The 23,101-nt window shown below is 60.5% G+C and carries 17 protein-coding genes; 8 read left to right on the forward strand and 9 right to left on the reverse strand.

Features of this window, described 5'->3' with window-relative positions; translation table 11 throughout:
• The coding region (locus tag LJE93_12710) for a hypothetical protein (protein MCG6949765.1) at nt 1–2,442 on the forward strand (2,442 nt) is incomplete at its 5' end.
• A gap of 10 nt (nt 2,443–2,452) precedes the next feature.
• Nucleotides 2,453–3,811, forward strand: a complete 1,359-nt coding sequence (locus LJE93_12715) for a hypothetical protein (protein ID MCG6949766.1) — start codon at nt 2,453–2,455, stop codon at nt 3,809–3,811.
• 67 nt (nt 3,812–3,878) lie between these two features.
• Here LJE93_12715 and trmB read toward each other — a convergent pair whose 3' ends face one another.
• The 5 genes from trmB to LJE93_12740 all read right to left on the reverse strand — a co-directional run bounded on the left by trmB (nt 3,879) and on the right by LJE93_12740 (nt 9,980).
• Nucleotides 3,879–4,463 (reverse strand): tRNA (guanosine(46)-N7)-methyltransferase TrmB, encoded by a 585-nt coding sequence (gene trmB / locus LJE93_12720; GenBank protein MCG6949767.1) that lies wholly within the window; start codon nt 4,461–4,463, stop codon nt 3,879–3,881.
• Nucleotides 4,460–4,897: a cytidine/deoxycytidylate deaminase family protein gene (locus LJE93_12725; GenBank protein MCG6949768.1), complete on the reverse strand. Its 438-nt coding sequence runs from the start codon at nt 4,895–4,897 to the stop codon at nt 4,460–4,462. Before LJE93_12725 ends, trmB begins: the two co-directional genes overlap by 4 nt.
• Nucleotides 4,898–4,956: 59 nt before the next feature.
• Nucleotides 4,957–7,647 (reverse strand): DUF4388 domain-containing protein, encoded by a 2,691-nt coding sequence (locus LJE93_12730; protein ID MCG6949769.1) that lies wholly within the window; start codon nt 7,645–7,647, stop codon nt 4,957–4,959.
• 178 nt (nt 7,648–7,825) lie between these two features.
• Nucleotides 7,826–8,425, reverse strand: a complete 600-nt coding sequence (locus LJE93_12735) for a hypothetical protein (GenBank protein MCG6949770.1) — start codon at nt 8,423–8,425, stop codon at nt 7,826–7,828.
• 73 nt (nt 8,426–8,498) lie between these two features.
• Entirely contained in the window at nt 8,499–9,980 is a 1,482-nt protein-coding gene (locus LJE93_12740) for a tetratricopeptide repeat protein (protein ID MCG6949771.1), read from the reverse strand.
• Between the two features lie 104 nt (nt 9,981–10,084).
• Here LJE93_12740 and LJE93_12745 point away from each other — a divergent pair, with 104 nt between their 5' ends.
• The 3 genes from LJE93_12745 to LJE93_12755 are packed head-to-tail and all read left to right on the forward strand — an operon-like array spanning nt 10,085 to nt 11,755.
• Entirely contained in the window at nt 10,085–10,618 is a 534-nt protein-coding gene (locus LJE93_12745; protein ID MCG6949772.1) for an RNA polymerase sigma factor, read from the forward strand.
• The gene (locus LJE93_12750; GenBank protein ID MCG6949773.1) at nt 10,602–11,204 is read left to right on the forward strand and encodes a zf-HC2 domain-containing protein; all 603 of its coding nucleotides are present in this window, start codon (nt 10,602–10,604) and stop codon (nt 11,202–11,204) included. Before LJE93_12745 ends, LJE93_12750 begins: the two co-directional genes overlap by 17 nt.
• A gap of 2 nt (nt 11,205–11,206) precedes the next feature.
• Nucleotides 11,207–11,755: a DUF4252 domain-containing protein gene (locus LJE93_12755; protein MCG6949774.1), complete on the forward strand. Its 549-nt coding sequence runs from the start codon at nt 11,207–11,209 to the stop codon at nt 11,753–11,755.
• Between the two features lie 88 nt (nt 11,756–11,843).
• Here LJE93_12755 and LJE93_12760 read toward each other — a convergent pair whose 3' ends face one another.
• On the reverse strand, nt 11,844–13,064 hold the full coding sequence (locus LJE93_12760) for a metallophosphoesterase (GenBank protein ID MCG6949775.1): 1,221 nt from the start codon (nt 13,062–13,064) through the stop codon (nt 11,844–11,846).
• A gap of 166 nt (nt 13,065–13,230) precedes the next feature.
• On the opposite strand from LJE93_12760, the gene LJE93_12765 reads away from it, so the two are divergent.
• A complete protein-coding gene (locus tag LJE93_12765) occupies nt 13,231–14,010 on the forward strand; it encodes a tetratricopeptide repeat protein (GenBank protein ID MCG6949776.1) in 780 nt (259 codons plus the stop codon).
• Nucleotides 14,011–14,192: 182 nt separating this feature from the next.
• Here the strand turns inward: LJE93_12765 and LJE93_12770 are convergent, their stop codons facing one another.
• The 3 genes from LJE93_12770 to LJE93_12780 all read right to left on the reverse strand — a co-directional run bounded on the left by LJE93_12770 (nt 14,193) and on the right by LJE93_12780 (nt 18,832).
• On the reverse strand, nt 14,193–15,407 hold the full coding sequence (locus LJE93_12770; GenBank protein MCG6949777.1) for a patatin-like phospholipase family protein: 1,215 nt from the start codon (nt 15,405–15,407) through the stop codon (nt 14,193–14,195).
• Between the two features lie 85 nt (nt 15,408–15,492).
• Nucleotides 15,493–15,942, reverse strand: coding sequence for a polyhydroxyalkanoate synthesis regulator DNA-binding domain-containing protein (locus tag LJE93_12775; protein ID MCG6949778.1), 450 nt, complete (start codon nt 15,940–15,942; stop codon nt 15,493–15,495).
• Nucleotides 15,943–16,207: 265 nt separating this feature from the next.
• Nucleotides 16,208–18,832: an EAL domain-containing protein gene (locus LJE93_12780; protein ID MCG6949779.1), complete on the reverse strand. Its 2,625-nt coding sequence runs from the start codon at nt 18,830–18,832 to the stop codon at nt 16,208–16,210.
• 170 nt (nt 18,833–19,002) lie between these two features.
• On the opposite strand from LJE93_12780, the gene LJE93_12785 reads away from it, so the two are divergent.
• Entirely contained in the window at nt 19,003–20,811 is a 1,809-nt protein-coding gene (locus tag LJE93_12785; protein MCG6949780.1) for a UbiD family decarboxylase, read from the forward strand.
• A 192-nt stretch (nt 20,812–21,003) separates the two neighbouring features.
• Complete coding sequence (locus LJE93_12790) at nt 21,004–22,779, forward strand: long-chain fatty acid--CoA ligase (GenBank protein MCG6949781.1); 1,776 nt, start codon at nt 21,004–21,006, stop codon at nt 22,777–22,779.
• The last annotated feature ends 322 nt before the right edge of the window (nt 22,780–23,101 follow it).

Genomic DNA, 23,101 nt, shown 5'->3' on the forward strand with positions numbered 1-23,101 from the left:
CGGGTTCCGGTGGAGCTTTCGAGGCTGGGCGAGGCAGGAGAATTCGTGGCATTGCCGAGGGGACAAATCGATATCGCGGGAATTCTCCCAGTGCCGCCTGAAGAGTGTCGTTTGACCGACCTCGCTCCGGTGCTCGCCGAGCGCTGGCGCCTCGCTGACTGGCAGACGCCGTCCCAGCTGCTGCTGGTCGACGGTGACGGTGCGGAGGTATCGAGATGGGGCGATCTGGCGCCGGCCGGTCTCGATGTTCGACCCCTCCGACTGTGGATGCTTGACCCACCGGGGTCATATTCTCTCGAACTCTCAATTGCGACCGCTCCCTGGAGCCACCTCGGAGATTGGCGCACAGGATTGCCAATCGAAAGCGCTCGTGGGGGAGAAGTCTGGTACACCGTCCTGACTCGGACCGGAGAGGTGGCGGCGAGCCTCCATCCGGAGATCGAAGGTCTCGATCCGGAGACGGCGGGTGCGCTATTCCACGCGGGTGGCGGTTGGGCGCGTGTAGAGATCGGTGATGCTCGTCGGCTCGCGAGGATCGAGCGACGCGATCAGTGGTTGGTGGTTGCCGTCGCCAACCACCCTTCTGCCTCGACCTGGGTGGTTCGCGCCGCTATCGCGATGCTGTGGGCCCTCCTGGGATTTGCGTTGGCCGTTCCGCCGACTCTCGGCCGCCAACACCTCTCGACCTTTGGTGGAAGATTGCAGCTTCTGGTGGCCGGGGGGGTGGTTCTGCCGCTGGCCATCCTGACCTTGTTCCTGCATCAGCGCATCGCCGATCAGGAGATCCAGCTCGAGCAGACCCGCGGCCTCGATGCGTTGCAGGCTGCGCGTTACACGGCAGTGCATCTTGGCGGTGGTTTCGCGGTAGATGACGAGCTTGCTCGGTGGTTGGCGGAGGGCTGGGGTGGAGAGGTCTGTCTGTGGGACGGGGTTGAGCCCATCGCTGTGTCACGGCCTGATCTGATGGTGACGGATGTGTTGCCCGAGCTTCCGCTGGCTGCGGCCTACCCACCGTTCCTACTCGGCAGAGACGATCCGGTGATCACCAACTGGCGCGAGCTCCTGGTGGCTGCCGGACCGGTCGATCTTCAGGGCAATCGACTCCTCCTGCATCTCTATCGCTTTGACCCGATGCTGTCGGGCGCCGATCTCGGGGCGGTAGACTGGCTCCTGACCGGAGCGGCCTTGTCCGCGCTTCTCGCTCTGCTCCTGACATCCAGGGTCGAAGAGAGATTGAGCACGTCGCTGCGCGAGCTCGTTGCGTTAGCTCGCAACCTGCTTGATGGAGAGCCGGTGGAGCAGCTGCGCCGCCCGCGCGAGACGGATCTTGCCGAGGTGCTCGATGCCGTGGCGACGATGAACGAGGAGGTGCAGCAGCGGGAGCTCAGCTTACGGCACCAAGAAGAGTTGCTACGTATCACCCTGAAAACTCTCGAGCCCGCGGTGGTCGTTCTCGAGCCTGATGGAACCGAACGTTTCGCCAACCCCAGTGCGCATCGGTTCCAGGAGGAGTATGGTGACCTCTTTCTCGAACAGCTCCGGTCCGTGGTCGAGGACGCGAGCATCGGCGGATCGGCTGCGAAGACGGTTCAGCCAATCCCCGGGCGCGAGGTGACATGGCGTATCGGCGTGGCCGGAGTGCCGTTTCCGGATGGAGACCGGGGTCTTGTCGCGGTTGTTGATGACGTGACGGATCTCGTTCGGGCAGATCGCCTGCGACAGCTCAACCAGATGGCTCGGATTGTCGCCCACGAGGTCAAAAACCCGTTGACGCCGATCCGCCTCTGGATCCAGGAGTTGGAGGCCGCGAAGAAGAAAGGGGATCCCGAGTTGCCGGTGTTGCTTGAAGATGCCTGCCGGGAAATAGCGGACCAGGTCAACAGGTTGCGGGATACGGCCAGCTCATTCTCGAATCTGGTCGCTCTCGAACGATGGGAGCATGAGCCGGTGGATCTGGCAGCACTCGTGGAGGAGTTGCCGACCGGTGGAGAAGTCCTCGAACGCCGGGGGATCGAAGTCGAATACCAGGTCGAATCGAAACCGGCACTGGTCACAGGAGACAGGCAGTGGCTTCGCCGAGCACTCGCGAATCTGCTGCAAAACAGCCTCGACGCATTGGGAGATTCACCGGGTAAGGTGATGCTGCGCCTGCGAGCAGTGAAAGACCGTGTGATCTTCGAAATCGAAGACACAGGCGGAGGGGTGCCTGAAGAGCGGTTGCCGGATCTGTTTTCGCCCCATTTTTCTTCGACGACGTCCGGCAGTGGACTCGGGTTGGCTTTGGTTCAACAGGTTGCGGTCCGGTGCCACGGTGGTGTTTCTGCTGCGCGCGGAGACCGGGGTTTGATTGTGCGACTCGAGTTCCCTATGGCGTCCAGCACGGTTGCAGAGGTAGAACCTGCCAACGAGGCAGAAGGACCGTCTCGATCAGGCGGCGGGTAGAATATTAGCTATGAGAAATGTGCTGGTGGCCGCAGTGGTGGCGGCTCTGTGTTTCGCGTGTAACGGTGCCGACCAGTCGTATCTCGAGGTTCCACCGACCCCGCGGCGAGCGGCTGTGTGGGTTGACGAGAATGGATTGGACGCGGCGACTTCCGAGAGGATGCGCGCCGCCGGAGTGGATGAGATCGTGGTGCGGATAGGCGGCCTGAATCTGGCTGGCCAAGCTCCGGTGCTGCGGTTCACACCGACGGCACACGTCGAAGGCGGAATTCCCGTGGGAATCGTCCTAGAAGTCGAGGGAGCGCGACCCGGGCTCGGGGAGACGGCCGCCGAGGCGGTCTGGAGAGCACTCGACAACGAGCTCAGAGGAAAGACTCCGGCAGAGATCATTCTCGATACCCCCCGCCTGTCAGAGGGTTTTGACCAGTTCGCTGAATCGCTGACGGAGGTTTCCGGGGTTTCGGTCGTGCCGTTGCTGAGCTTCGAACAGCTCCAGGAAGAGGATGGTCTGCGCCTGGCTTCGGTCGCCCGGACCGTCGTCATTCCGGCGTTCGGTTCGGATGGTGCCGATCTGCGTGGGATCGGCGACCTCGACCCGCTTCCGCTCTCTGAAAAGCTCGAACCCCTGGTTGGTGTCGACGTAAGGGTGCGCCTCGCGGTGGTGTTGTCACCCAGAACCGATCCTGCAATTGAAGGGCCCGGTGATGATCTCGATCCCCTCACCGAAGTCGCCACCGTGTCGACGGCGTCGATCCTCGATCGTACCTTCACATTCGACCGTGCACTGACCTGGAGCGGACGGAGCTGGAAGCCCGGGGACACACTGGCTCTGAGATGGGTGGATGCCGCCAAGCTGCAAGCTGCGTTGAAGGAGATTCACCGTCTGGCGATGCCCGAGGTTGCTGGGTGGGACCTGGTCTCTCTTCCCCCGGAGGAAAGGAGCTTGGGGCTGGGTCGGGACACTCTGCTGCGCTACCTGGAGGGAGAAGGTCCGGAGCCGTCGATTGAAATCAGAGCGGAGCGCGATGGACGGAATCTCCGTGTTTTTCTCGCCAACACAGGGCCCTTCGTGACCGCGGTGACCAATCATGGGAACTGGGTACAGGTTTCGGTGGAAGATGGGTGGATCCAGGCCCGCGATTCAGGGTCATTCGACGGACTGAGGCTCGGGAATTCAGTCAACGGTGAGTGGCGCGAGAGCGATCTCGACCGATTCAACGCGGTTCGGTTCACAGAGGTCTATCTCGGTCCGGGCGAACATCTGGACAGCGGTTCGGTGCGGTTGCCCTCAACCAGAACACGTGCGTTGATCGGTTGGCATCTCACGTTGTCGGACGGCTCATCAGTGAGCGGCAGACTCGTTCGCTAGTGGGTTCACGATTCTCGGTGCGGATTCCGGCGCAAGCCGTGCAGTGGGATCCGTCCGGTAGCTGAGATTACGCCCTCTTTTCGAGCGCGAAGGCGCGAATGGGACGGCCGTCCGCGAGGTACTTCTGCTCGAAGCCGGTCACCGGCAAATCGGCGAAACTCTCTGCGGGATCGAGAATTGAGAAGCCGGTTGCCGCATCGAGTGTCTCCGCGATCACCCCGGAGTACGCTTCGTGATCGGACTTGACGAAAAGGCGGCCGCCAGGCACGAGAGCTCTGCGCATCTCGACCAGGTTCGCCGGCGTGAAAAACCGCCGTTTGTGGTGGCGTTTCTTCGGCCACGGATCCGGAAACAGCACGAAGAAGGAATCCACCGAATCCTCCGGCAGGAGCCGGTACAGCAGATCCTCACCGGTGGTGCGAATGAGCCGGACATTCTCAAGCCCTCGCCGGGAAGCCCGATCGCAGCACAACCGGTAGTACTTGGCCGACCTTTCTACCGCCAGCACGTTGCGCTCCGGGTGCGCAGACGCCCACTCGTTGAGGAACTTCCCCTTGCCCGAACCGATCTCGACATCGGTGGGAGCCGAGCGTCCGAAAATGTCGGGCCAGACGAGGGGGATTGTGACCTGATCGAGGTCGACGGCGATCATCCGTCCTCGAGCCCAGTGTGCTTCAAACCGATGCCGAGTTCGTCGGCGAACTCTTTCACGCGCTCGTCGCGGTAGAACTCGCCAAAGTGGACAACTCGAATTCCGGCGTTCACGATCAGTTTGAAACAACTGAAGCAGGGCGACGCAGTGACGTAGATGTGCGCGTCTTCGAGACGAATACCGTTTCGTGCCGCCTGGACGATCGCATTCGCCTCGGCGTGCACAGTTCGGACGCAGTGGTCGTCTTCCATCAGGCAACCGACGTCGGTGCAATGTGGTGCGCCACGAATCGATCCGTTGTACCCGGTCGAAAGCACCGTCTTGTCGCGGACGATCACCGCTCCGACTTTTTTTCGCGGGCAGGTCGAGCGGGTCGCCGCCTGCACTGCGAGATTCATGAAATACCGGTCCCAGGAGACTCTATCCCTTTCCATGACAGGGAGTATATCCGACCTACAGGCTCAGATGGCTCGAACCGCTAGTGGATGGGTGGTCAGCCTTCCTCGGACGGCGCTGACGGGTCGCCGGCAGTTCCATCGATCGGCGCCAGAGACCCCTCTGTCACCCAGTGCTCGTAAAGGCGCCGGATTCGGAAGCAGTCGAGCGGGATTTCTCGTTCACAGTCCATCGGCGATACGCCATTGGCGGCCCTGGACCAGACCTCTTTAGCGAGCTTTTTGTCCGCGTCCTCTTTGACATCCGTCGGCTTCTTGCCGGTCGACTTGAAACAAGCGGCGTCGGGTACCAACGCCAACGCGCGGTTGAATTCGTCGTATCGCCGCATGCCCTCGAGGAGCAGCGACATCGTCGCCATCATCGAACCCTGCTTCGGTGAATCGTCCTCTTCGGTAAGTTCTTGATTGACGAATACGAAGCGACCTTCGATCGGCCGCTCGAGCAGTTGGTAGACAGCGGTATCGTCGCTCAGCTCTCCCGCCTTTGCTGTGATCATGGTGCCTTCGGCAAGATGAATCTCAGCCAATTCTTCGCCGGCAACGTCGAGGATCTTCACCGCTCCGGTGACCCCGGCGTCAGAGAGGTTCTGGAGGACACCCGGAAGACCGAAGAGGGTGAGGTCGCCTGAGAGTGTCACCGAATCATCCGTATCAGGATCTTTGCGTGGCTTAGGCGCCGGCTGGCCCATTTTCGCCAGTGCGTCGTTCGCCGCCTGGGCAAACGGCTGGTCGGGGAACTGCCTGATCACGTCGCCCAGGACGGTGTGCACTTCTGGCGAATTACTTCCGGATACGGCTGCTATGAGGTACTCCAGGATCTGCGCCTTTCGCTGGTTTTTGACCGAGACCCCGAGGAACTTCCTGGGCAGCTCTTTCTGGATTGCGTCGAGCAACCGGTTGAGCTGCTCCGGGGTGTTCGACAGGTCGTAATGGCCCAGGGTCACCAACCGCGCGAAGGTGTCTCCGAGCCCCGGTTTGTCCCTGAGGCCGTGGCCCACGACGATCGAGCGGGCTTCGTCGCTCTCGCTCTGGGACAGGAGCTTGATCGCATTGCTGAGCAACCAGCGAATTTCCTTGGCGTCGACGGTGAATTCCGAATCTCCCAGCATGACGTCTTCGATATCGCTGACGCGAGCGGCCAGCGCTGTGTACGCGCGTGGATGATCGAGTTGCACGAGGGTGGCGATGGCCTCTCGCACCAACGGTATGGAGCCGCCGAGATCCGACGCTCTGATCAGCAGGTCGATCTCGTGGTCGACGGTGTCGTCGTCTGTGCGCCGAATCGCCTTCATCAGATACACGAGGACCCGCTCGACGTGCCAGGGGAGACGTGGTTCGCCGTTGAGGGATTCCTCGAGCACTTCCACCGCGACATCCCTCGCCTCATTTCCGTGCGCGCGAAGGAGCTTTGTCAGCTGCAGGCGTTTCTCCCGGTCGGTCTCGTCCTTGAGATCCTCGAGCAACTGCCTGACCCGCAGCTTCGGAAAAAACCTCATGAGCCGGTGGAGCAGGAGCCTCTTGTCCGGGTCGTCCGCGGTCTCTGCCACGAGGTCGAAGTCGAGCTCCGGGAAGCTTCCTCTGGCTACGGTGGTGGCGGTGGTGGCATCGACCTCACCCTGATCGATCATCCTCTCGGCGAGATCGAGCAGCGTGACGGCACGGCCGAGTGAGCCGGAGTTGAACTCCTCGATCGCGACGCTCACCATCTCTCTGAATCGTTTCAGGAGCTCTTCGGAGTCCTCGGAGAGATTGACCACTTTGCGCATCGCGCGGGTTGCGCCGGTCGGGAGTTCCTTTTCGCCGACGTCTTCGTGTGACGGCGGTGCCCAGTCGGGAAGGCCCTCACTCAAATGTTTGAACAGTTCTTCGCCGAGATTCTCGATTCCGATGTCGTTGAGATAGCCGAGTTGAGCCTCGAGCTCCTTCGAACTTCGCGCCTGGGAGGCGAACTGTTCGACCACGTGGCCGAGCACCGCCTTCTGGTTGACCTCTGAGGCCCCGGCCTCTGATGAACCACCGCGAATCGCCACCCGTTGCAGCTGGTCCAGCATCAGGTTGACCCGGTGCAGAGCGAGAGCATCTGCCGCGGAAGCACCTGCTCCTACGGTTGTCGCCGGAACCGCGGCTCCGGCTGTGCCGACGGGACCGCCGGCGGCACCCTGTGGCACTCCACCTTGACCCCCAGGTGTGGCAGTTCCTCCTGTCGGTGCACCTGGCACTCCGACCTGGCCGCCCGCTGCCGCTGTGCCACCGGCGGGGACGACGACGTGTCCGGCAGGGACGGCTACCCCGCCGCCCATCCCGGCTCCGGGACCGCCCTTTTTTTGCAGCACCTCGACCTTGCCGCCCCCCATTCCGGTGCTTCGCTCGAGGAGGTTGAGTTTTTCCTCAAAGCCAAACCGTTGCTCGGCGGGACAAAGCTCGATCAAGAATGGCCTCAATTTATCGAGGAACTGGGCGACCTCTTCTTGAGGGATGAGTTCGAGAATGCCGAGTTGGTGGAGCTTGCTTGCGGCGTGATAGAGAAGGTCCGAAGGCGTCATATTGCTGGCGCCCCTGATCTGGTCTCCGAGCCAGGAGTGGATCTCGTGCGCGGCTACCTGCGCAGGGACCTCGAACAGCTCCGACGCGCTGTCGGCGAAAATCATGGGCGCAATCTCGTCCGACAGGTACCGTTTGAGGATTAACCGTTCCTCCTCGTATCCGGTGACGGCAGGTCCCTCGCTCACCAACGTCCTCCCCAGACTCTTGAGTTCGCGAGCCAAACCCCGTACCCGGGTCTGTCGGGCATACGAAAAGGGCTGGGAAAACCCACGTCCGATCCGTTTTCCGAATGCCGATACGGGATGTCGGGGCTTCAACTCCTCGCTATTCCATACTAGCGCAAATTGGCTTTTGTTTAGGAGTTCACTCTTCAAAGACAAGGGTGAGCGGTTTTCCCAGGAGACCCTGCAATGGCGGTGGGCTGATGGCGATCGCTTCGCCGCGGTCGAGCGCGGCGGCAAGATCGAAATCCTGATAGAGGATGAGATAGGCGGTCCAAAGGTAACTCGCTCGCCAGGCTACCGTACAGTGCAGGAAGATCCGCCCGGGGTTTTCCTCGAGCGCGACGGCGAATTGCTTGACCGCCTCCGCGGTGTAGGGGTGGTCTTCGCCGCCGAGCGGAATGTGGATGTATTTCATGCCCAGGTCGCGAACGATTTCGGCCTCATCAAACGGGACCCGGTCGCGGTCGTCCATCTCGCTAGAAGTGCGCAGATTGACGATTACGGTGACGCCAAGCTCGCGAAGTCGGTGCAACGCGTCCTCGTCCGGCTGGCCGCCGATCAACAATCGGCCGTCCTCGAAGATCCCGCTCCGAACGCCGTTGAAGTCCTCGATTTTTTTCGGGAGACCCGTTGGATCGATTCCCAACGAGTTCACCACCGGATCTTGAGAGAACGAAACACCGAAAGTCGCGGTCAATGCCAGTGCTGCGGTTGCGGCGATCCTTCGGAAGCAATTCACGGCCTATCCCTTTCCGTGTCGCGTTTCTCCTCCGCCGACGAACGGCGGGCTCGAATCGGTCTTGAGCCCATTCTCAAAACGTTTCAAGTAATCCGCGAGCGGTTTTGCGAACGTACGCCAGATTGAAATTGATCTGATTGAAATGAACGACGTGTTCGCATGCAGATCGCCCGTTTACACTGTCACCGGTTGCGGCGTAGGCGCGGGCCTTGAGCAGCCAGACCTGCGGGTTCTGTTGGTTGGCCTGCTCGAACTGTTCCAACGCTTCCGCGAAGTTGCCTTCGGCCAGAGCGATCATTCCTTCGAGTTCGTGCGTGCGCTGGACTTCGAATCGGATATTGTGTTCGGCGACCTGCTGGCGATACTCGCTGGCGAGTTCGGACGCTGTCGCGAGGTCGAATTCGGCGAGCGCAACTCGAGCGAGATCCCACTTCCGGTTTCGTACGGTACCCTCCTTGATCTCGTCAATTGCGTCTGAGCTCTGCATCATTTCGAGCTGCAAATCGTATGTCTCCGCCGCTTCATCGATCCGGCCGGAAAAAAGCAGAATGTTGGCAGTGGTGTTGAGATCGGCCGACATGGCGGTCCGATCATCGGTTTCGGCTGCGATGTCGTATCGCCTGTCGATTTCGATAAGCGCGTTTTCGAAATCACCCTCGTGCAGATAGCTGGCCGCCCTCCATGTGCAGGCTTGGCGGCGCTCTGCGTCGTTGCGAGCGATGTCTTCGATACCTGTGAATGTGGAACGTGCATCTTCGAACAGGCCCATGAAAATTTGGTCATTGCCGATTCCGATGTACGAGGCGATAAAAGTGGGTTCAATCGCAAGCGCCTTTTTGTAGCGCTCGATAGACTCTTCGAAACGGCCCATCCTCATCAGCAGTTCGGCGTACGAATCATAAGGGTTGGGCTGGTCCGGAATGAGCTCGGCGTATCGCTGGAAAGCCTTCTCGGCCCCCTCGAAATCACCGATGAACCGAAGGGCATAGCCGAGCTGGTTGTACGGCTGGGCAAATTCCGGATTGACCTCGATTGCAGCCTTGAAGGCAGAAATCGCACGCTCGTAATCCTGCTGGTTGAAAAAGAAGAAGTTCCCGATCGCGTTGTGCGCCCGTTCGTCGTTCGGGAATAATGCAACGAGAGCTTCGAGCTTGGCCTGCTGGGTTTCGGGATCTCCGGCCACTGCCGCCTCGAATGCGCCGATCAGCAGTCTCTCTCCGCCGCTCGCATTGCCACTATGTTCGATCGCACGCCGCAACGCCTCGAAGAACTCCTGGTTGGTGGCTGCGGTGTTTGCAACTCGCAGGTGGGCAAGGGCGAATTGGGGATCTGCTTCGACCGCCTTCAGGAAGTACTCGTGAGCGTCTGTGACGCGAAGATTGTCGAACAGCCAGCGTCCTTTCAAAAAGGCGTCGCGCGCCAGTTCCGAGGAGGTCGTCATCGGGATCTTGCTGGTGTCCACCCTGGGGGTTGTCGGAGTTTGTGACACGCCGCAGGCAAACGCCGCAGTCAACAGACTCACCGAGATCATCCGAACCGCTGCTGCTCCTGCCACAATCCGCTCCTTCCCGTTCAGCTGTTCATGTCGGCGATACGCAATATTTGGCGGACAGTTTCAAGCGAGACGTGTAACTATTCGCGGTGGGGAACCGTCTTTTCATGCGGATGAGGCGACCGGATTTCGACGCCGCAGTGGCGACTCACGGACGACGGGTGTTCACGCTCGCGTTGTATCTGCTCGCAGATCAAGAGGAGGCGGAGGACGTGACCCAGGAAGTGTTGATCCGGTTCTGGCGGAGAGGGCACGAGGTGGCCCCGGAGAGGATCGGGGGCTGGCTCGCCCGGGTCACGAAGAATGCGTGCTTCGACGAAATGCGGAAGAGCCGCCGAAGATCGGGGAATACCGAGTCGATCTCCGATAGCGTCAATCTCGAACCACAGGACTCGGCAGCGGACCCCGAACGTTTGGCAGGAATGTCACAGCTCGGCGGACGGATAGTCAGAGCCCTCGGGATGCTCCCGGAGGCGCAACGCTGCGTCGTCATACTCCGAGAAATCCAGGGTTTGTCCTACCGCGAAATCAGCCAGGCTCTCGACATCTCCGAGAGCAACGTCCGAGTCACGCTCCACCGCGGGCGCCGCAGGTTGCGGGAAGAGCTGAGGGAGGTGCACGACCATGTCGCAGCATGTTGACCCCGTCGATTGCTCGGAGTTCCGTGAATTGGTCGACGCGTGGGTTGACGACGAGTTGGATGCCACAGACGAGGCACGGCTGACGGCTCATCTGGAGTCGTGCGTTGACTGCAGGGAGGAGCGGGAGTTGGCCGCCAGCGTTGCGTCGCAGCTGCGCTCCCTTCCGGAGGTTGATCTGCCGGAATCAGTGGCTGCCGCGGTGCGCCGCAAAACGCGGGCGTGGCCGACGGTGGGGCTCTCGGGCGTGCGCCAGGGCCCGCTTTTCCGCCCGCTGCCCGCCGCGGTGGCTGTGGCCGTGGCCGTCGCTGTGATGGTAATTCTCGTCATTCCCCGGAAGAGTCCCAACCAACCTCAGTTCTCGGATAGAGAAATCGAACAGGCTGTTCAGCAGACCCGCATCGCCCTGGCGGTCGTGAACAGCGCCACCCGCCGCGCCGAGTTCGAGGTGAGACGGAGAGTGATTGTTGACGGTGTAGTGGCCGAGAGGGCGCGAGATTTCATGCATACGTTGGATCTTCTTGACGGTGGTAGAGACGCGTCTGTAGCGCCGACCTTCTCGCCGTCGCCTAACCAGAAAGGGAGTTGAAGATGAAGAAAATCGGTGTGTTGATAGGGCTCTGCCTGACGCTCAGTACGGGCGCCGCAGCACAGGTTGGAGCGGACCACCCGGGCTACTACTCGATCGAGGAAATGGGTATCTTTGCCCGGGACGAGCTCGAAGTGGATGTCGACCTGCAGGGCGCGTTGCTGCAGGCTGTCTCCGGTTCTATGAACGGACAGCAGGGAGAAATGGCCGATTTGATCGCGGGCCTCGAAAGAGTTCGGGTTCAAGTTGGCAACCCTCGCACCCTGGACCCATCGACCATCGAATTCAGGGTGCAGGAGGCGGTGGCGAACCTCGAGGCGTCCGGGTGGGTACGGAACGTGCGGGTCGAGGATGACGGTGAGCAGGTCTATCTATTTTCCCGCGAGAGCGGCGGTATGATTGTCGGCGTCACGGTTCTCGTCAACGATGACGCTGACGAGGTGGTGCTGGTCAATATCGTCGGCTCGATCGATCCTGTCACCTTCGGGAAGGCGCTGTCCCAGATGGACACACTCCCGGATCTCGACGAGTTAGTGGCGGGCAGCAACTAAATTCTCGACAGGTGGGCGACAGTCGACGCGGCGGCCTTCGAGGCCGCCGCGGTTTTTTATGCCGAATTGAGCTGTTGCTGAAACCGACTCAATTATCAATCAGCAGCTCCCTACCATCAAGTGAGACGACGAAATAGTCGTAGTTCAAGATCTCGAGGGCGGCCGGTTTGCCACCACCGGCGTATGGGTCGTCAGACATACCGATCGACGTCAGGACAACGCGGTCGTCGAACCGTGACTGGACGAGCCGGTGTTTCCCGTCGGACTGGCCGGTCACTATCCGTTTGATGCCCTGGGCGTCGAGGATGTGCGCCAGCTGCCCGCCGAACTCTTCCTCCAGCCACCTCGCTTCACCAGTGAAGTACAACGGGCCGTTCTTGTCGAGGATGATCCAGTCGCCACATTTACTGAGGTCTTGCACCTGGAGCATCTGAGCGACGCGCGGATTGTCTTTGGTCCGCTTGGAGGCCTTCAGCCCGTTGATAAATTCGACTTCCTGCTTGACGACCTCGACCAATTCGAGAATCGACGACGTGGGAAGGCCGAGGCCAGCGGTCACCATGAATTCCCGATGATCGTCAAAATACTTGATCTCCTCCGCGGCCCGACGGTTGAGCTCCTCGACGCCCATCGTTTCAAGCTCAGGACTGATCCCCGAATGGACGAAGAGGACGTCGTCGATGACAACCGCTACCGGAAGTGTCCTCAGCCAGGCTCCGTAGACCCCGGCCGGCCGCATCGATTCTGCGTATTCCGCCCAGCCCGGGGGGTGGAGGGCGAACCACTCGGCCTTGACTTCGGCCGTCGGTTCGAAACCCTCACCGAGCGAACTCGCCCGTTTCTGGCGCCACGCCACCCATGCTTCCCACGCTTCGAGCTGGAGCTGTTCGGAGTCCGGGCCTTTGAACGACTCGTAGGCCATGTAGTTGACCCATCGGCAATCTCCCATAATGTTCAGCGCCTCGTGATTTCCCATGAGCACGATGACCTGACCGCCTGCAGCTTCAGCCTCCTTCTGCAACCGCATGAATAGATCGAGGGTTGCACGAACGTGTTCACCGTCATCCATGAAATCGCCCGTCTGGATGAGAATTGAGTTGCCTCCGGTCCAGTTGGCCTCGGCGTCGATGAGCTCGACGTGCTCGAGGAACGACCTGACGGTGTTGGCAGCGCTCTGGACCTCTCCAATGACAACTATCCGGGGGGTGTCGGCTGATGCGCCGAATGCGAAACCCGGCAAGAATACGGCTAACGCCAGGACGGCTGCGAGAACTTCCCGGGCCTTCAGAAGAGTTATTTGACGGACCATGGGTTCTTCCTCCAGAGAGAGCGAAATTTCGGAACCGCATCCGATTTACATCGCTGATTTCACATACGATATCCAGAGGAATTCGTTGCACTGCCGATACAGGAGGGCGAGATCTTTCAGCTGGGCCGGTAGAATGGTTTCCTCGAAGGCAGCTACGGGGGTTCCAATGAGGCTGGACGGTATGTCACGTGCGGAGATGACGATTTCAGCACTCATCCTTTTCACTGCACTCGGTTGGGCTGGGTTGCCGGGGTCGACCACCGGCCAGGAACCCGGCAGGAGTCCGTCCTTGGACGCCCTCAAACGGGGGTTTGTCGCCGCCGAAAAAGGCGACCACGAAGAAGCGATCGTCCATTTCGGTGTCGCCCTCGAGCGGGCATCGACCAGCGAGCTTCGATTTCAGGCGCTCGTAGCACTCGGGTCGGCCGAAACCGCGCTCGGACGCCTCGAGCCGGCGCGGAAACATTTCGAGCAAGCATTGGAGATCAAGCCCGGCCACGCGGAGGCCCTCTTTTCACTCGGGTTGATAGCCAAGGGAGAGGGGAAGTACCAGGAGGCAATCTCGCTGTTTGCCGCAGCCGCGGTACGTGATCCATCGCTCGGGGAGGCGTTGGTCGAGCTCGGAGTCGTCTATGAACTCCTCGAACGTCACGAGGAGGCGGCTGAGGCTTGCTGGAAGGCGGTGACTGTACTTCCCGAGGATCGCGGCGCTCTGCTCTGCCTCGGCGTCGCTCGCTATCACTTGGGCCTCTACCAGGGTGCAGCACAGGCGTTCGAAGCGGTCATCGAAATGGAACCGGACAATATCCGGGCGCTGTACGGCCTCGGGCTCGCCAAGCTCTACCTCGAAGATTTCGATGGTGCGATGGAAGAGTATCTTTCCCTCAAACCACTCGATGCCGCCCTCGCGAGGGACCTCCTGTTGAGAATCCCTCAGCCGGACTAGCCTGCATATCTCACCAGCTGTCTACTGCGGCCGCCGAGCCGCCGCACCCAGCTGTGCTTTCTCGTCTCCGGGTGCTCGACATACCGTCGTGTACGCCTCCGCGCCCGGAGAATCGAAAACCCGGCTGGTCACAGCGTCTCGCCGGCCTCGTCACGAAACCCGGTGAGATATGCTGGCTGGCCCTACGACTGCTCGGCGACGTAGTGTTCGATCCGCGCCAGGACCTTGTCCAGGTGCTCCTTGAGGTGTGACGTAGACGGCTGACGTTTCTTGAGCTCGACCGACTCCCACAGATCCCGTTCCTGCTGGAGAACCTCGGTACGAAGGCGAAGTCCGTGCCGTTCGAGAATCGGTCCGATGCGGTGCCGGTTTCGAAACAGTTTGTTTCGAATGCTCTGGTAGGCGTGCTCGCAGACCTTTTTGCGATTCGAGAACGAAAAGACGTTCGTGAAGAACATGTCGTAGTCGTCCCGGCGAGGTTCGAACACCAGTACGTCGCGGTCGGAGTATAGAGCTTCGTAAGCGGCCAGTCCGGCCCCCATACGGGAGTGAACGAGGGTGCGAAACGTCTGCGCCAGCACCGTTGGCAATCCATGATCGACCAGGCGGCCCCGCCGCATGACGCCGACGTCGACCGATCGAATGGTATCCACCGGAACGATCGGGTTGACGCAGAGAACGAGCTCAGCACCTTCTTCGAGGGCGACTGAAGCGTGCACTGTCTTGAGGAGAACTCCGTCCACGTAGTGACGGCCGTCGATCATCACCGGCGGGTATAACCCTGGCAGGGCGGTCGAAGCTTGGACGGCCCTCGAGATTGGTACGTGGTTGAGCCCCGGTTCGCCAAAGCGGACCGGGCGCCCAGAATCGAGATCGGTCGCGACCAACACCAGCTTTCGCCTGAGCTTGCGAAAATCGTCGGTTCGTCCGGGCTTGCTGAAAATCTTCTCGAGATATGCCTGGATCGGGTCGTTATTGAACAGACCGACTGGTAGAGCCCGTGACAAGCGGGTCATGGGCTCGAACAGGCCCGAGTCGGCAGGGTGGGCGAGCATGTGCCACAGACCCTCTGCCAGGAATTTCGGGGCCTTGAGGCTACTACGAACCAACTCGCCGACGGCTGGCGTCAGGAAATTTTCAGGGACAAAGGGATGTTCGCCCGGCTCGTGTTTGACGATCGCCCTGCACATTTGTGCAGTCGAAAGATTGTTGGCGAGGCATGAAGAGATGAACGCCCCGGCGCTGACGCCAACGTAGATGTGGAGGTCATTGAGGTCGAGTCCTTCGATCGATTCATCGAGGGCGCGCACCGCTCCAATTTCGTAGATCGACCCCGCCGGACCGCCGCCGGCGAGGGCGAGCCCAATCTTGTCTGTGGCTGTGTGCGAGGCAATCACGCGTGATTCTCCTCGTGCTCATTTCGGTGTGGCTGTGCAAGGTCGTGGCGAAATGCCACCAACAGATCGAAGACGCTGATCAGGGTCAATCCTCGGAGTCGGAGATATCTTTCACGACTGCCTGACGGTTGGTGTCAATGGCGGCAAGCGAGCTTTCGAGCTCGTCGAGGCGTTCGCGAAGCCGAACCATTTCCTCTCTCGCACGACGCACCGGACCGATGCGGTCGATCGATGCCTGCACCAACCTGTCCATCCGATTTTGGAGCTGCTCGACTCCAGAGGAAACGGCCTGTTCGCCGATCCTGATCAGTTCGTGCAGGAGCTCATTGGGGAGCAATGCGGTGCCCTTTCGACCTTCTTCCGAGATGATCTGGGTCAGGGTCTGGGAGGTGACGTCATCCGAGGTCTTGTTGTCGATGACCCGAATTTGTTGTCCTGCCCGAATCCATCCTGCCAGCTCGTCGAGCGAGACGTAGCGGCTTTCCTCGGTATCGTAGAGCTTTCTGCTGCCGTACCGTTTGATCAATCTGATCATGAGCTCACCTCAGTTCCGCAGGATTACTGAGCGGCAAATTGCCGCCCTGCGGCGTTCACAGAAGATATACCGCCGTGCGCCAACCGTGTCAAGGCATTCTCTGGATCCCGATATTCAAATGAAGCGTGCAAAATACTGATGAATATGCATTTCTGAGGAATTCTCTGTTGAAAAACTGCAGTTCGATACATGCGCGATGCAAAGGGTTTGTGATTGTGGAAGAATGCCGCAATGCGGCATGTCTCAAGCAATGAGAAAAGGCAGGCTATATTTTGAGCGGCTCGGGGTATGCGATGCCCCAGCCCTGCCCATAGTCGACGCCGATCTCTTTCAGGACCTTTTCGATCTCGGGGTTCTCGACCCATTCGCCGATCGTCTGAATCCCCATCGACTCGCCGATGCGATGAATTGCCGCAACCATCTCGCGCTGAATGGGATCACGAGCGATCTCCCGAACTAGCCCTCCGTCAATTTTGAGGAAATCGATGTCGAGATTCCGGAGATAACGAAAGGACGAAAGACCGCTGCCGAAGTCATCGAGGATGAATTGACACCCTCGTCGGCGAAGAACCCTCATGAACTCGAGAGCGTCCGCGAGGTTGGAGATCGCTGCCGTTTCGGTAATCTCGAAAAGAACAGTCTCCGGAGCGATCTGCAGACGGTCAAACTGACCGAGTATGAGATTCTTGAGCTCGGTGTTGGCGAAGCTCTGGCCAGAGAGGTTGATGGTGAACCTGGTTTTGGATTCACGTGCGATGTCAGCTGAGCTGATGGCTTCGAGCGCCGCGCCGACAACCCAGAGATCGATCGCGGGCATCATCCGATACCGTTCTGCGGCGGTAATGAATTGAGTCGGTGCAACGATCTTGCCCTCGACGTCGACGAGACGCAGCAACAGCTCGTTGAAATGTGGTGAATCGGGATTCTGGAGCGGTCGAATTCGCTGCACGAACAACTCGAAGCGGTTCTCGTGGAGCGCTCGGTTGATCTTCTCCACCCACCGCATTTCGGTGTGACGGACCCGCACTGCCGAATCGTCAACACGGGTGATGTGGATCTCGTTTCGGCCCCTGTCCTTGGCGACGTAGCACGCGGAATCCGCTGCGCTCAAGAGCTCAGACAGATTCCCGTTGCCGCCGACGACCGGAACCATACCAATGCTGGCGGCAACCTCGAAGATCTGATCCTCCCATTGAAAACGATACTGCCGAACCGCATCGATCATGGTCTGGGCGTGTTCACCCGCCTCATCCGGGTCGCAATTCGTGAACAGGATGCCAAACTCATCTCCACCGAGGCGAGCGAGGGTGGCGCCACTCGGAATGACCGCGCTGAGTACAGAGGTGAGCTGGCGCAGGAGCTCGTCCCCAGCGCCATGGCCGCAGGTGTCGTTGACGACCTTGAACTCGTCGAGATCGAGATAGCAGAGAATGTGCTGGCGAAAGCTGTTGGCGGCGTCCGTGATGGCTTCCCCAAGCCGGGATTCGAACTCCCGCCGATTGATCAGGCCGGTCAATGGATCGTGGGTCGCGAGATGTTCCATCCGGCGCTGAAGGGTTCGGAGCTGCGTGACGTTGGTGAACACCAGCACCGCTCCCACCAGGTCCCCGTTTTCGGCGACTATGGGCGCTGCGCTCTCCCGGACAGCAAGCTCCGATCCGTCCTCGAGAACCAGGAGCGAGGCCTCTGCAGGCTCGAGAACGTGACGCGATGACAGGCATTGCTCGACGACGTTGGGCTTCGGTGTTCTGGTCTCGGGTGCGATGCTCCGATAAAACCTCGAGAGCATCTGTCCCCTCACCTGCGGGAGTCGAATGCCCAGGAGGCGCTCGGCCGTCGGGTTGAGGAAATCGATTCGCCCAGCCGCATCGGTCCTCGCCACCCCGTCACTGATCGACGAGAGCGTGACCTGCGCATGCTCCTTTTCGCGCTGGAGCTCGTGTTCGGCAAGCTTCCTCTTCGTGATGTCGGCCGAAACGCCAACGACTTTTTCTATCCGTCCGTCAGCGTCCCTCTGGACAAGGCCACGAACCAGTGCCCACACGGTTCCCTTTCCAGGGATCTCGAAACGGTGTTCGATTTCGTACGGTTTCCCGGTCGAGAAGACCTTGCTGAAGGTACTCGAGATGAGATGGTGGTCCGCTACCGGAATGAATTCCAGCAGCTCCGCTCCGGTCTTCGGAAGAATGCTCGCTGGCACGCCGAACACCTCTGCCGTGCTGTTCGAGAAGGTGAGCGAGTCGTCCTCGGGAACCCATTCCCATGCTGTGCTGTGGCCGGCGCGATGGGCGAGCTCGAGCCATTCGCGGCTGGCAGCGAGCTCGAGCTCGGTGCGCAGGCGATAAATCGCTGAACCGAGGATTTCGGTGGCGCCGTGAAAGAAATCGATATGAGCGGGCTTCCAATCCTGTTTCTGCCTGGTAGCGCCGAAGCAGGTCATGGCCTGCAGTTCGCCGTCCGAAACCAACGGGACGCAGACGACCGATTGCAGTCGTTGCTCCTCGAAGAATCGTCGCTCGGCCTCTGCTTCGGAGGGGAATTCGTCCGAGGCAGAAAGGTGGACTGTCTCGCGACGCGCGAGACGTTCGGCAAGCCAACTCATCTGATCGGTCGGCTGGCCTTTGATTCCGTTCGGCTTCCAGGAGACTTCGTCTTCTGAGAACGTGTGCGCGGAGGCGATCTTCTTCGATCCGTTGGACGTGATTTCGAGCAACGCTCCGCGATCCGCTCCGGTTGCTTCGCAAATGCTCCGAAGAGCACCGACGATCCCAACCTCCAGGTTCTGAGCCTCGAGACGCAGAAAATGGTGGGAAATGCTCGTCAACAAGCGTTCGAAATGGGGAAACCTCTCCTCACCCAAATCGACGATTGACGATTCGAAGCTGCTCATGATCGAGTCATCCAAAACCGATCCCAGGTAGCGGGACCTCGACCTCCCCTTGTTGCGCAAGTAGACAACACGGCGTGCGCCCTCGTCCTTTTATTGTACCTCTTATCCTGTCGAGGGAACATTTTGGCGGTTTCGGGCGACTCGTTCGGCCGGAATGCTATGTTCCGTGGGTGGATGACGCGCTATTCAGAGATCTGAGGGGATTCTTGGACCACCTCCAGCGGGAGGCGGAACTGAGGACCATCGAGGCACCCGTCAGAGCTCGCCTCGAGGTGGCGGAAATCCATCGGCGGGTGATCGCGGCCGGCGGCCCCGCCCTTCTCTTCGCCAACGTCGAGGGCAGCGATTTCCCGCTCGTCACCAACCTTTTCGGCACCGCGAAACGTGCGGAGGTAGCTTTCGGTCGCCGGCCGGCTCGACTCGTCCGTCGGACCGTGGAATTTCTGCAGCGGTCTCTTCCACCCGGAATCGGTTCGCTTTGGGCGGCGAGGGACCTGGTGGCGGCAGGTCTGAAGCTTGGAACGACATCGACCAGAAGTGGTCCGGTGAGGGAGGTCGAAAACCGGGAGATCGACCTCAGTGGATTGCCTGTCATCACCTCGTGGCCCGACGATGGTGGTCCTTTCCTGACTCTTCCGCTGGTCTACACCGAAGATCCCGAGGGGGCCGGCCACAACCTCGGGATGTACCGGATGCAGCTACACGATCGCCGGACCACGGGTATGCATTGGCAGATCGGCAAGGGCGGCGGCTTCCACCATGCACGCGCCGTCTCGCGGGGGGACGACCTGCCGGTGACGGTCTTCCTTGGCGGGCCGCCGGCACTGATCCTCGCCGCGGTGGCGCCGCTGCCGGAGAATGTTCCGGAGTTGATCCTCGCCTCGTTGCTCGCCGGGCGTCGTTTGCGTCGGTGTGGAGGGCCGGGACCTCATCCACTTCTGGCCGATGCAGAGTTCGCTCTCAGTGGGGTTGTGCCAGCCGAAGAACGGATGCCGGAGGGGCCCTTCGGCGACCATTACGGCTATTACTCCCTGCAGCACGATTATCCGGTTTTTCGAGTCAACCACCTGAGCCACCGGCGCGATGCCATCTATCCGGCGACTGTGGTCGGAAAGCCGCGCCAAGAAGATTTCTTCATCGGCGATCTGCTACAGGAACTCCTTTCTCCGTTGTTTCCCCTGGTTATGCCCGCAGTTGAAGCGTTGTGGTCGTACGGTGAAACCGGGTACCACTCTCTCGCGGCCGCGGTGGTTCGCCAGAGATACCGGCGGGAGGCAATGGCTTCGGCATTCCGGATCCTCGGTGAGGGGCAGCTCGGCCTGACCAAGTTCCTCCTCGTGACGGACCGACCGGTAGACCTCAGGGAGTTCCCGCGGACCCTCGAGCATGTTCTCGAGCGGACGCGGCCCGAGACAGATCTTTACGTGTTTTCGAATGTCTCGATGGACACGCTCGACTACACCGGGCCGGAGGTCAATCTCGGATCGAAGGGCGTCATGCTAGGTCTGGGCGATCCTGTTCGTGCCCTGCCAGGAGAGTTTGCGGCGTCCGAGCTGCCGCGCGGAGTTCGGGAGGTCCAGGCATTCTGCCGCGGCTGCCTGGTGGTCGGAGGTCCGAAATACAGTGACGAGCCCGATGCCCCATTGCGTATCGCCATCCATCCCGCCTTCACCGACTGGCCACTGGTGGTCTTGACGGACGAGCCGGTTCGCGCAGCCGCGAGCTCGATCAACTTCCTCTGGAGCACCTTCACACGCTTCGAGCCGGCAGCGGACATCCATGCCGCGAACGTCGAAGTAAAACGCCATCACCTCTCCTACACGCCGCCGATCGTGATCGATGCTCGGACGAAACCGCCGTATCCGGATGAGCTCTTCTGCGATCCCGAGACTGCTGATCTCGTGACCCGCCGCTGGTCCGAGTATTTTCCGGATGGCGACGTGGAGATGGGGGACTCCGATCGGGCGCATCTCGATTGACGGCAGCTGAACCGTCTGGCCGACAAACTCTCGGGTGTCGAATTCGGATTTCGGATTTCGGATTTCGGATTTTCCGCCCACCCTCCCGAGGTGCCGGGGGGCGGAGGGGAATTCAAAACTCAAAACTTAAAACTCAAAACTCAGAATTCCTCTGCGGTGCTACCATCCGGACAAACGATCGGAGAGGGGGCCATGGCCGACCGCACTGTGCTGGACATCTACCGCCACGAAGTGGATGCGCCGCGTCCCGAGCACTATGCGCACTGGACACCTTTAGGTCGGAGGGCTCTTTCGACCGAGGAATTCTTTCGCCGGACCTGTGCTCTGGCCGAATCATTTGCCGACCTCGGAGTCGAAGCCGGTGATCGCGTCGTATTGCTGTCTGACAATCGGCCCGAGTGGCACATGGTCGACCTCGCTGTGCTCGATCTCGGGGCGGTCGACGTGCCGGTTTACCAGACCCTGACCCCCGCCCAACTCGCGTATCAGGTCAGAGATTCCGGCGCCCGGGTCGCCATCGCGGAGAATGGTGTCCACATGGCCAAGTTCGTCGAGATTCGGGGTGACTGTCCGGATCTGCGCCACCTCGTGCAGATCGAAGGGGATCCCGCGGGTGAAGTCCTCGAATTCGACGAGCTGTGTCGAGCTGGCACGGGTGCGTCGGAGGAGAAATTCTGGGATCGAGCCGCGAAGATCGACGAAATGAACCTGGCGACGATCATCTACACCTCCGGTACCACCGGCGATCCCAAGGGAGTGATGCTGAGTCATCAAAATCTGACTCAGAACGTCATATTCACGAATCAGAGGCTACTCGGAGACCAAACCGATCTCGCCCTGGAGTTCCTGCCGCTGTGCCACACGGCAGAGCGGCTGGCCGGCTACTGCTACATGCAACACGCCATGTCCAAGGCCTACTGCACGGTCGCGCATGTCGGTGGGTTGTTCGCCAAGATCGCTCCGACGGTTTTCTTCGCGGCACCTCGGGTGTACGAAAAGGTCTATCAGAAAGTCATCGAGATGGTCGGGGCATCGTCACCGGTCAAACGCAAGCTCTTCAGTTGGGCTCTCCGAGTGGGTGAGGCGGCAAACGATTGCCGAATTGCGGGTCACGCGCCCGGGTCGGGCCTGAGGTACCGGCACGCTCTGGCGGACAGGCTGGTGCTCTCGAAGATCCGAGACAGGCTCGGTGGACGGGTTCGGTTGTGCATCACAGGTGCCGCGGAGCTGCCTTCTTATGTTTCCGATTTCTTTCACGCTCTCGGAATTCCGATGTCTGACGCCTACGGTCTCACCGAGACGTCTCCGTGCGTAGTGGTCGGCAGCGTCGAACCCGGGAAAGTCCGACGCGGATGGCTCGGACAGCCTCTGAAGAATCTCGAAGTCAAGCTGGCCGAGGACGGCGAGGTGCTGGTCAAGGGCCCGAGTGTGATGATGGGTTACTGGAACAAGCCTGAGCAGACCGCCGAGGCCTTCGACGAAGGCGGCTACCTGCGAACCGGTGACATCGGCGAGATGGATGACGATGGGTACCTCAGGATCATCGATCGCAAGAAGGACCTCATCGTCACCTCGGGCGGCAAGAACGTGGCCCCTCAGCCGATCGAGAGCCGCCTCAAACAGTCGCACCTGGTCGATGTCGCGGTACTCGTTGGTGAGCGGCGTAATTTCATTTCGATTCTCATCTCTCCCGACTTCGAGCAACTCGAGCTCTGGGCGGCGGAGCACGACGTGACGTTTGACGGGATCGAGGATCTGCTCGGCAAGCCCGAAGTGACCGCGGTCTTCCAGGAGGCGGTGGACGCGGTCAACGCCGAGCTCGCGCGCTACGAACAAATTCGCGAGTTCCGCCTGCTTCCAGAGGCCCTGACGATCGAAAACGGCTTTCTGACACCGACCCTCAAGGTCAAACGGAGTATCGTCAACGAGCGCTTCGCGGAGATCATCGAGGGCATCTATTCGGCTTGAGCGCGCCCAGCCGACGCGAGAGGCACTTTCGAGCCCGATCCTCGAGGGTGCTCTGGGGAGCGATCGCGCGCCAGCCCGGGCCGAACTGTCCGCCGCGAAAGGTCGAACAGAACCGAGGCGGCCGAGAGCCGGTGCTAAGATTGGCTAAGGACGTCACAGCTTGCGTGCAGCTTTCAGTCTTCCCGGCCCTTGCGTATTCCGGATGTTACTGTCGCGGTCGAAGGACACGATGCGTGGTTCACCACCACTGAGGTCATGACCCCGTTCGAGCGACGATGGTGACCGCGGAGATCGCGCGGGCTGCGCGCCGGCACGAAGCGGT

Source organism: Acidobacteriota bacterium, from assembly GCA_022340665.1.
In the GTDB taxonomy this organism is placed as follows: Bacteria; Acidobacteriota; Thermoanaerobaculia; order Thermoanaerobaculales; family Sulfomarinibacteraceae; genus Sulfomarinibacter.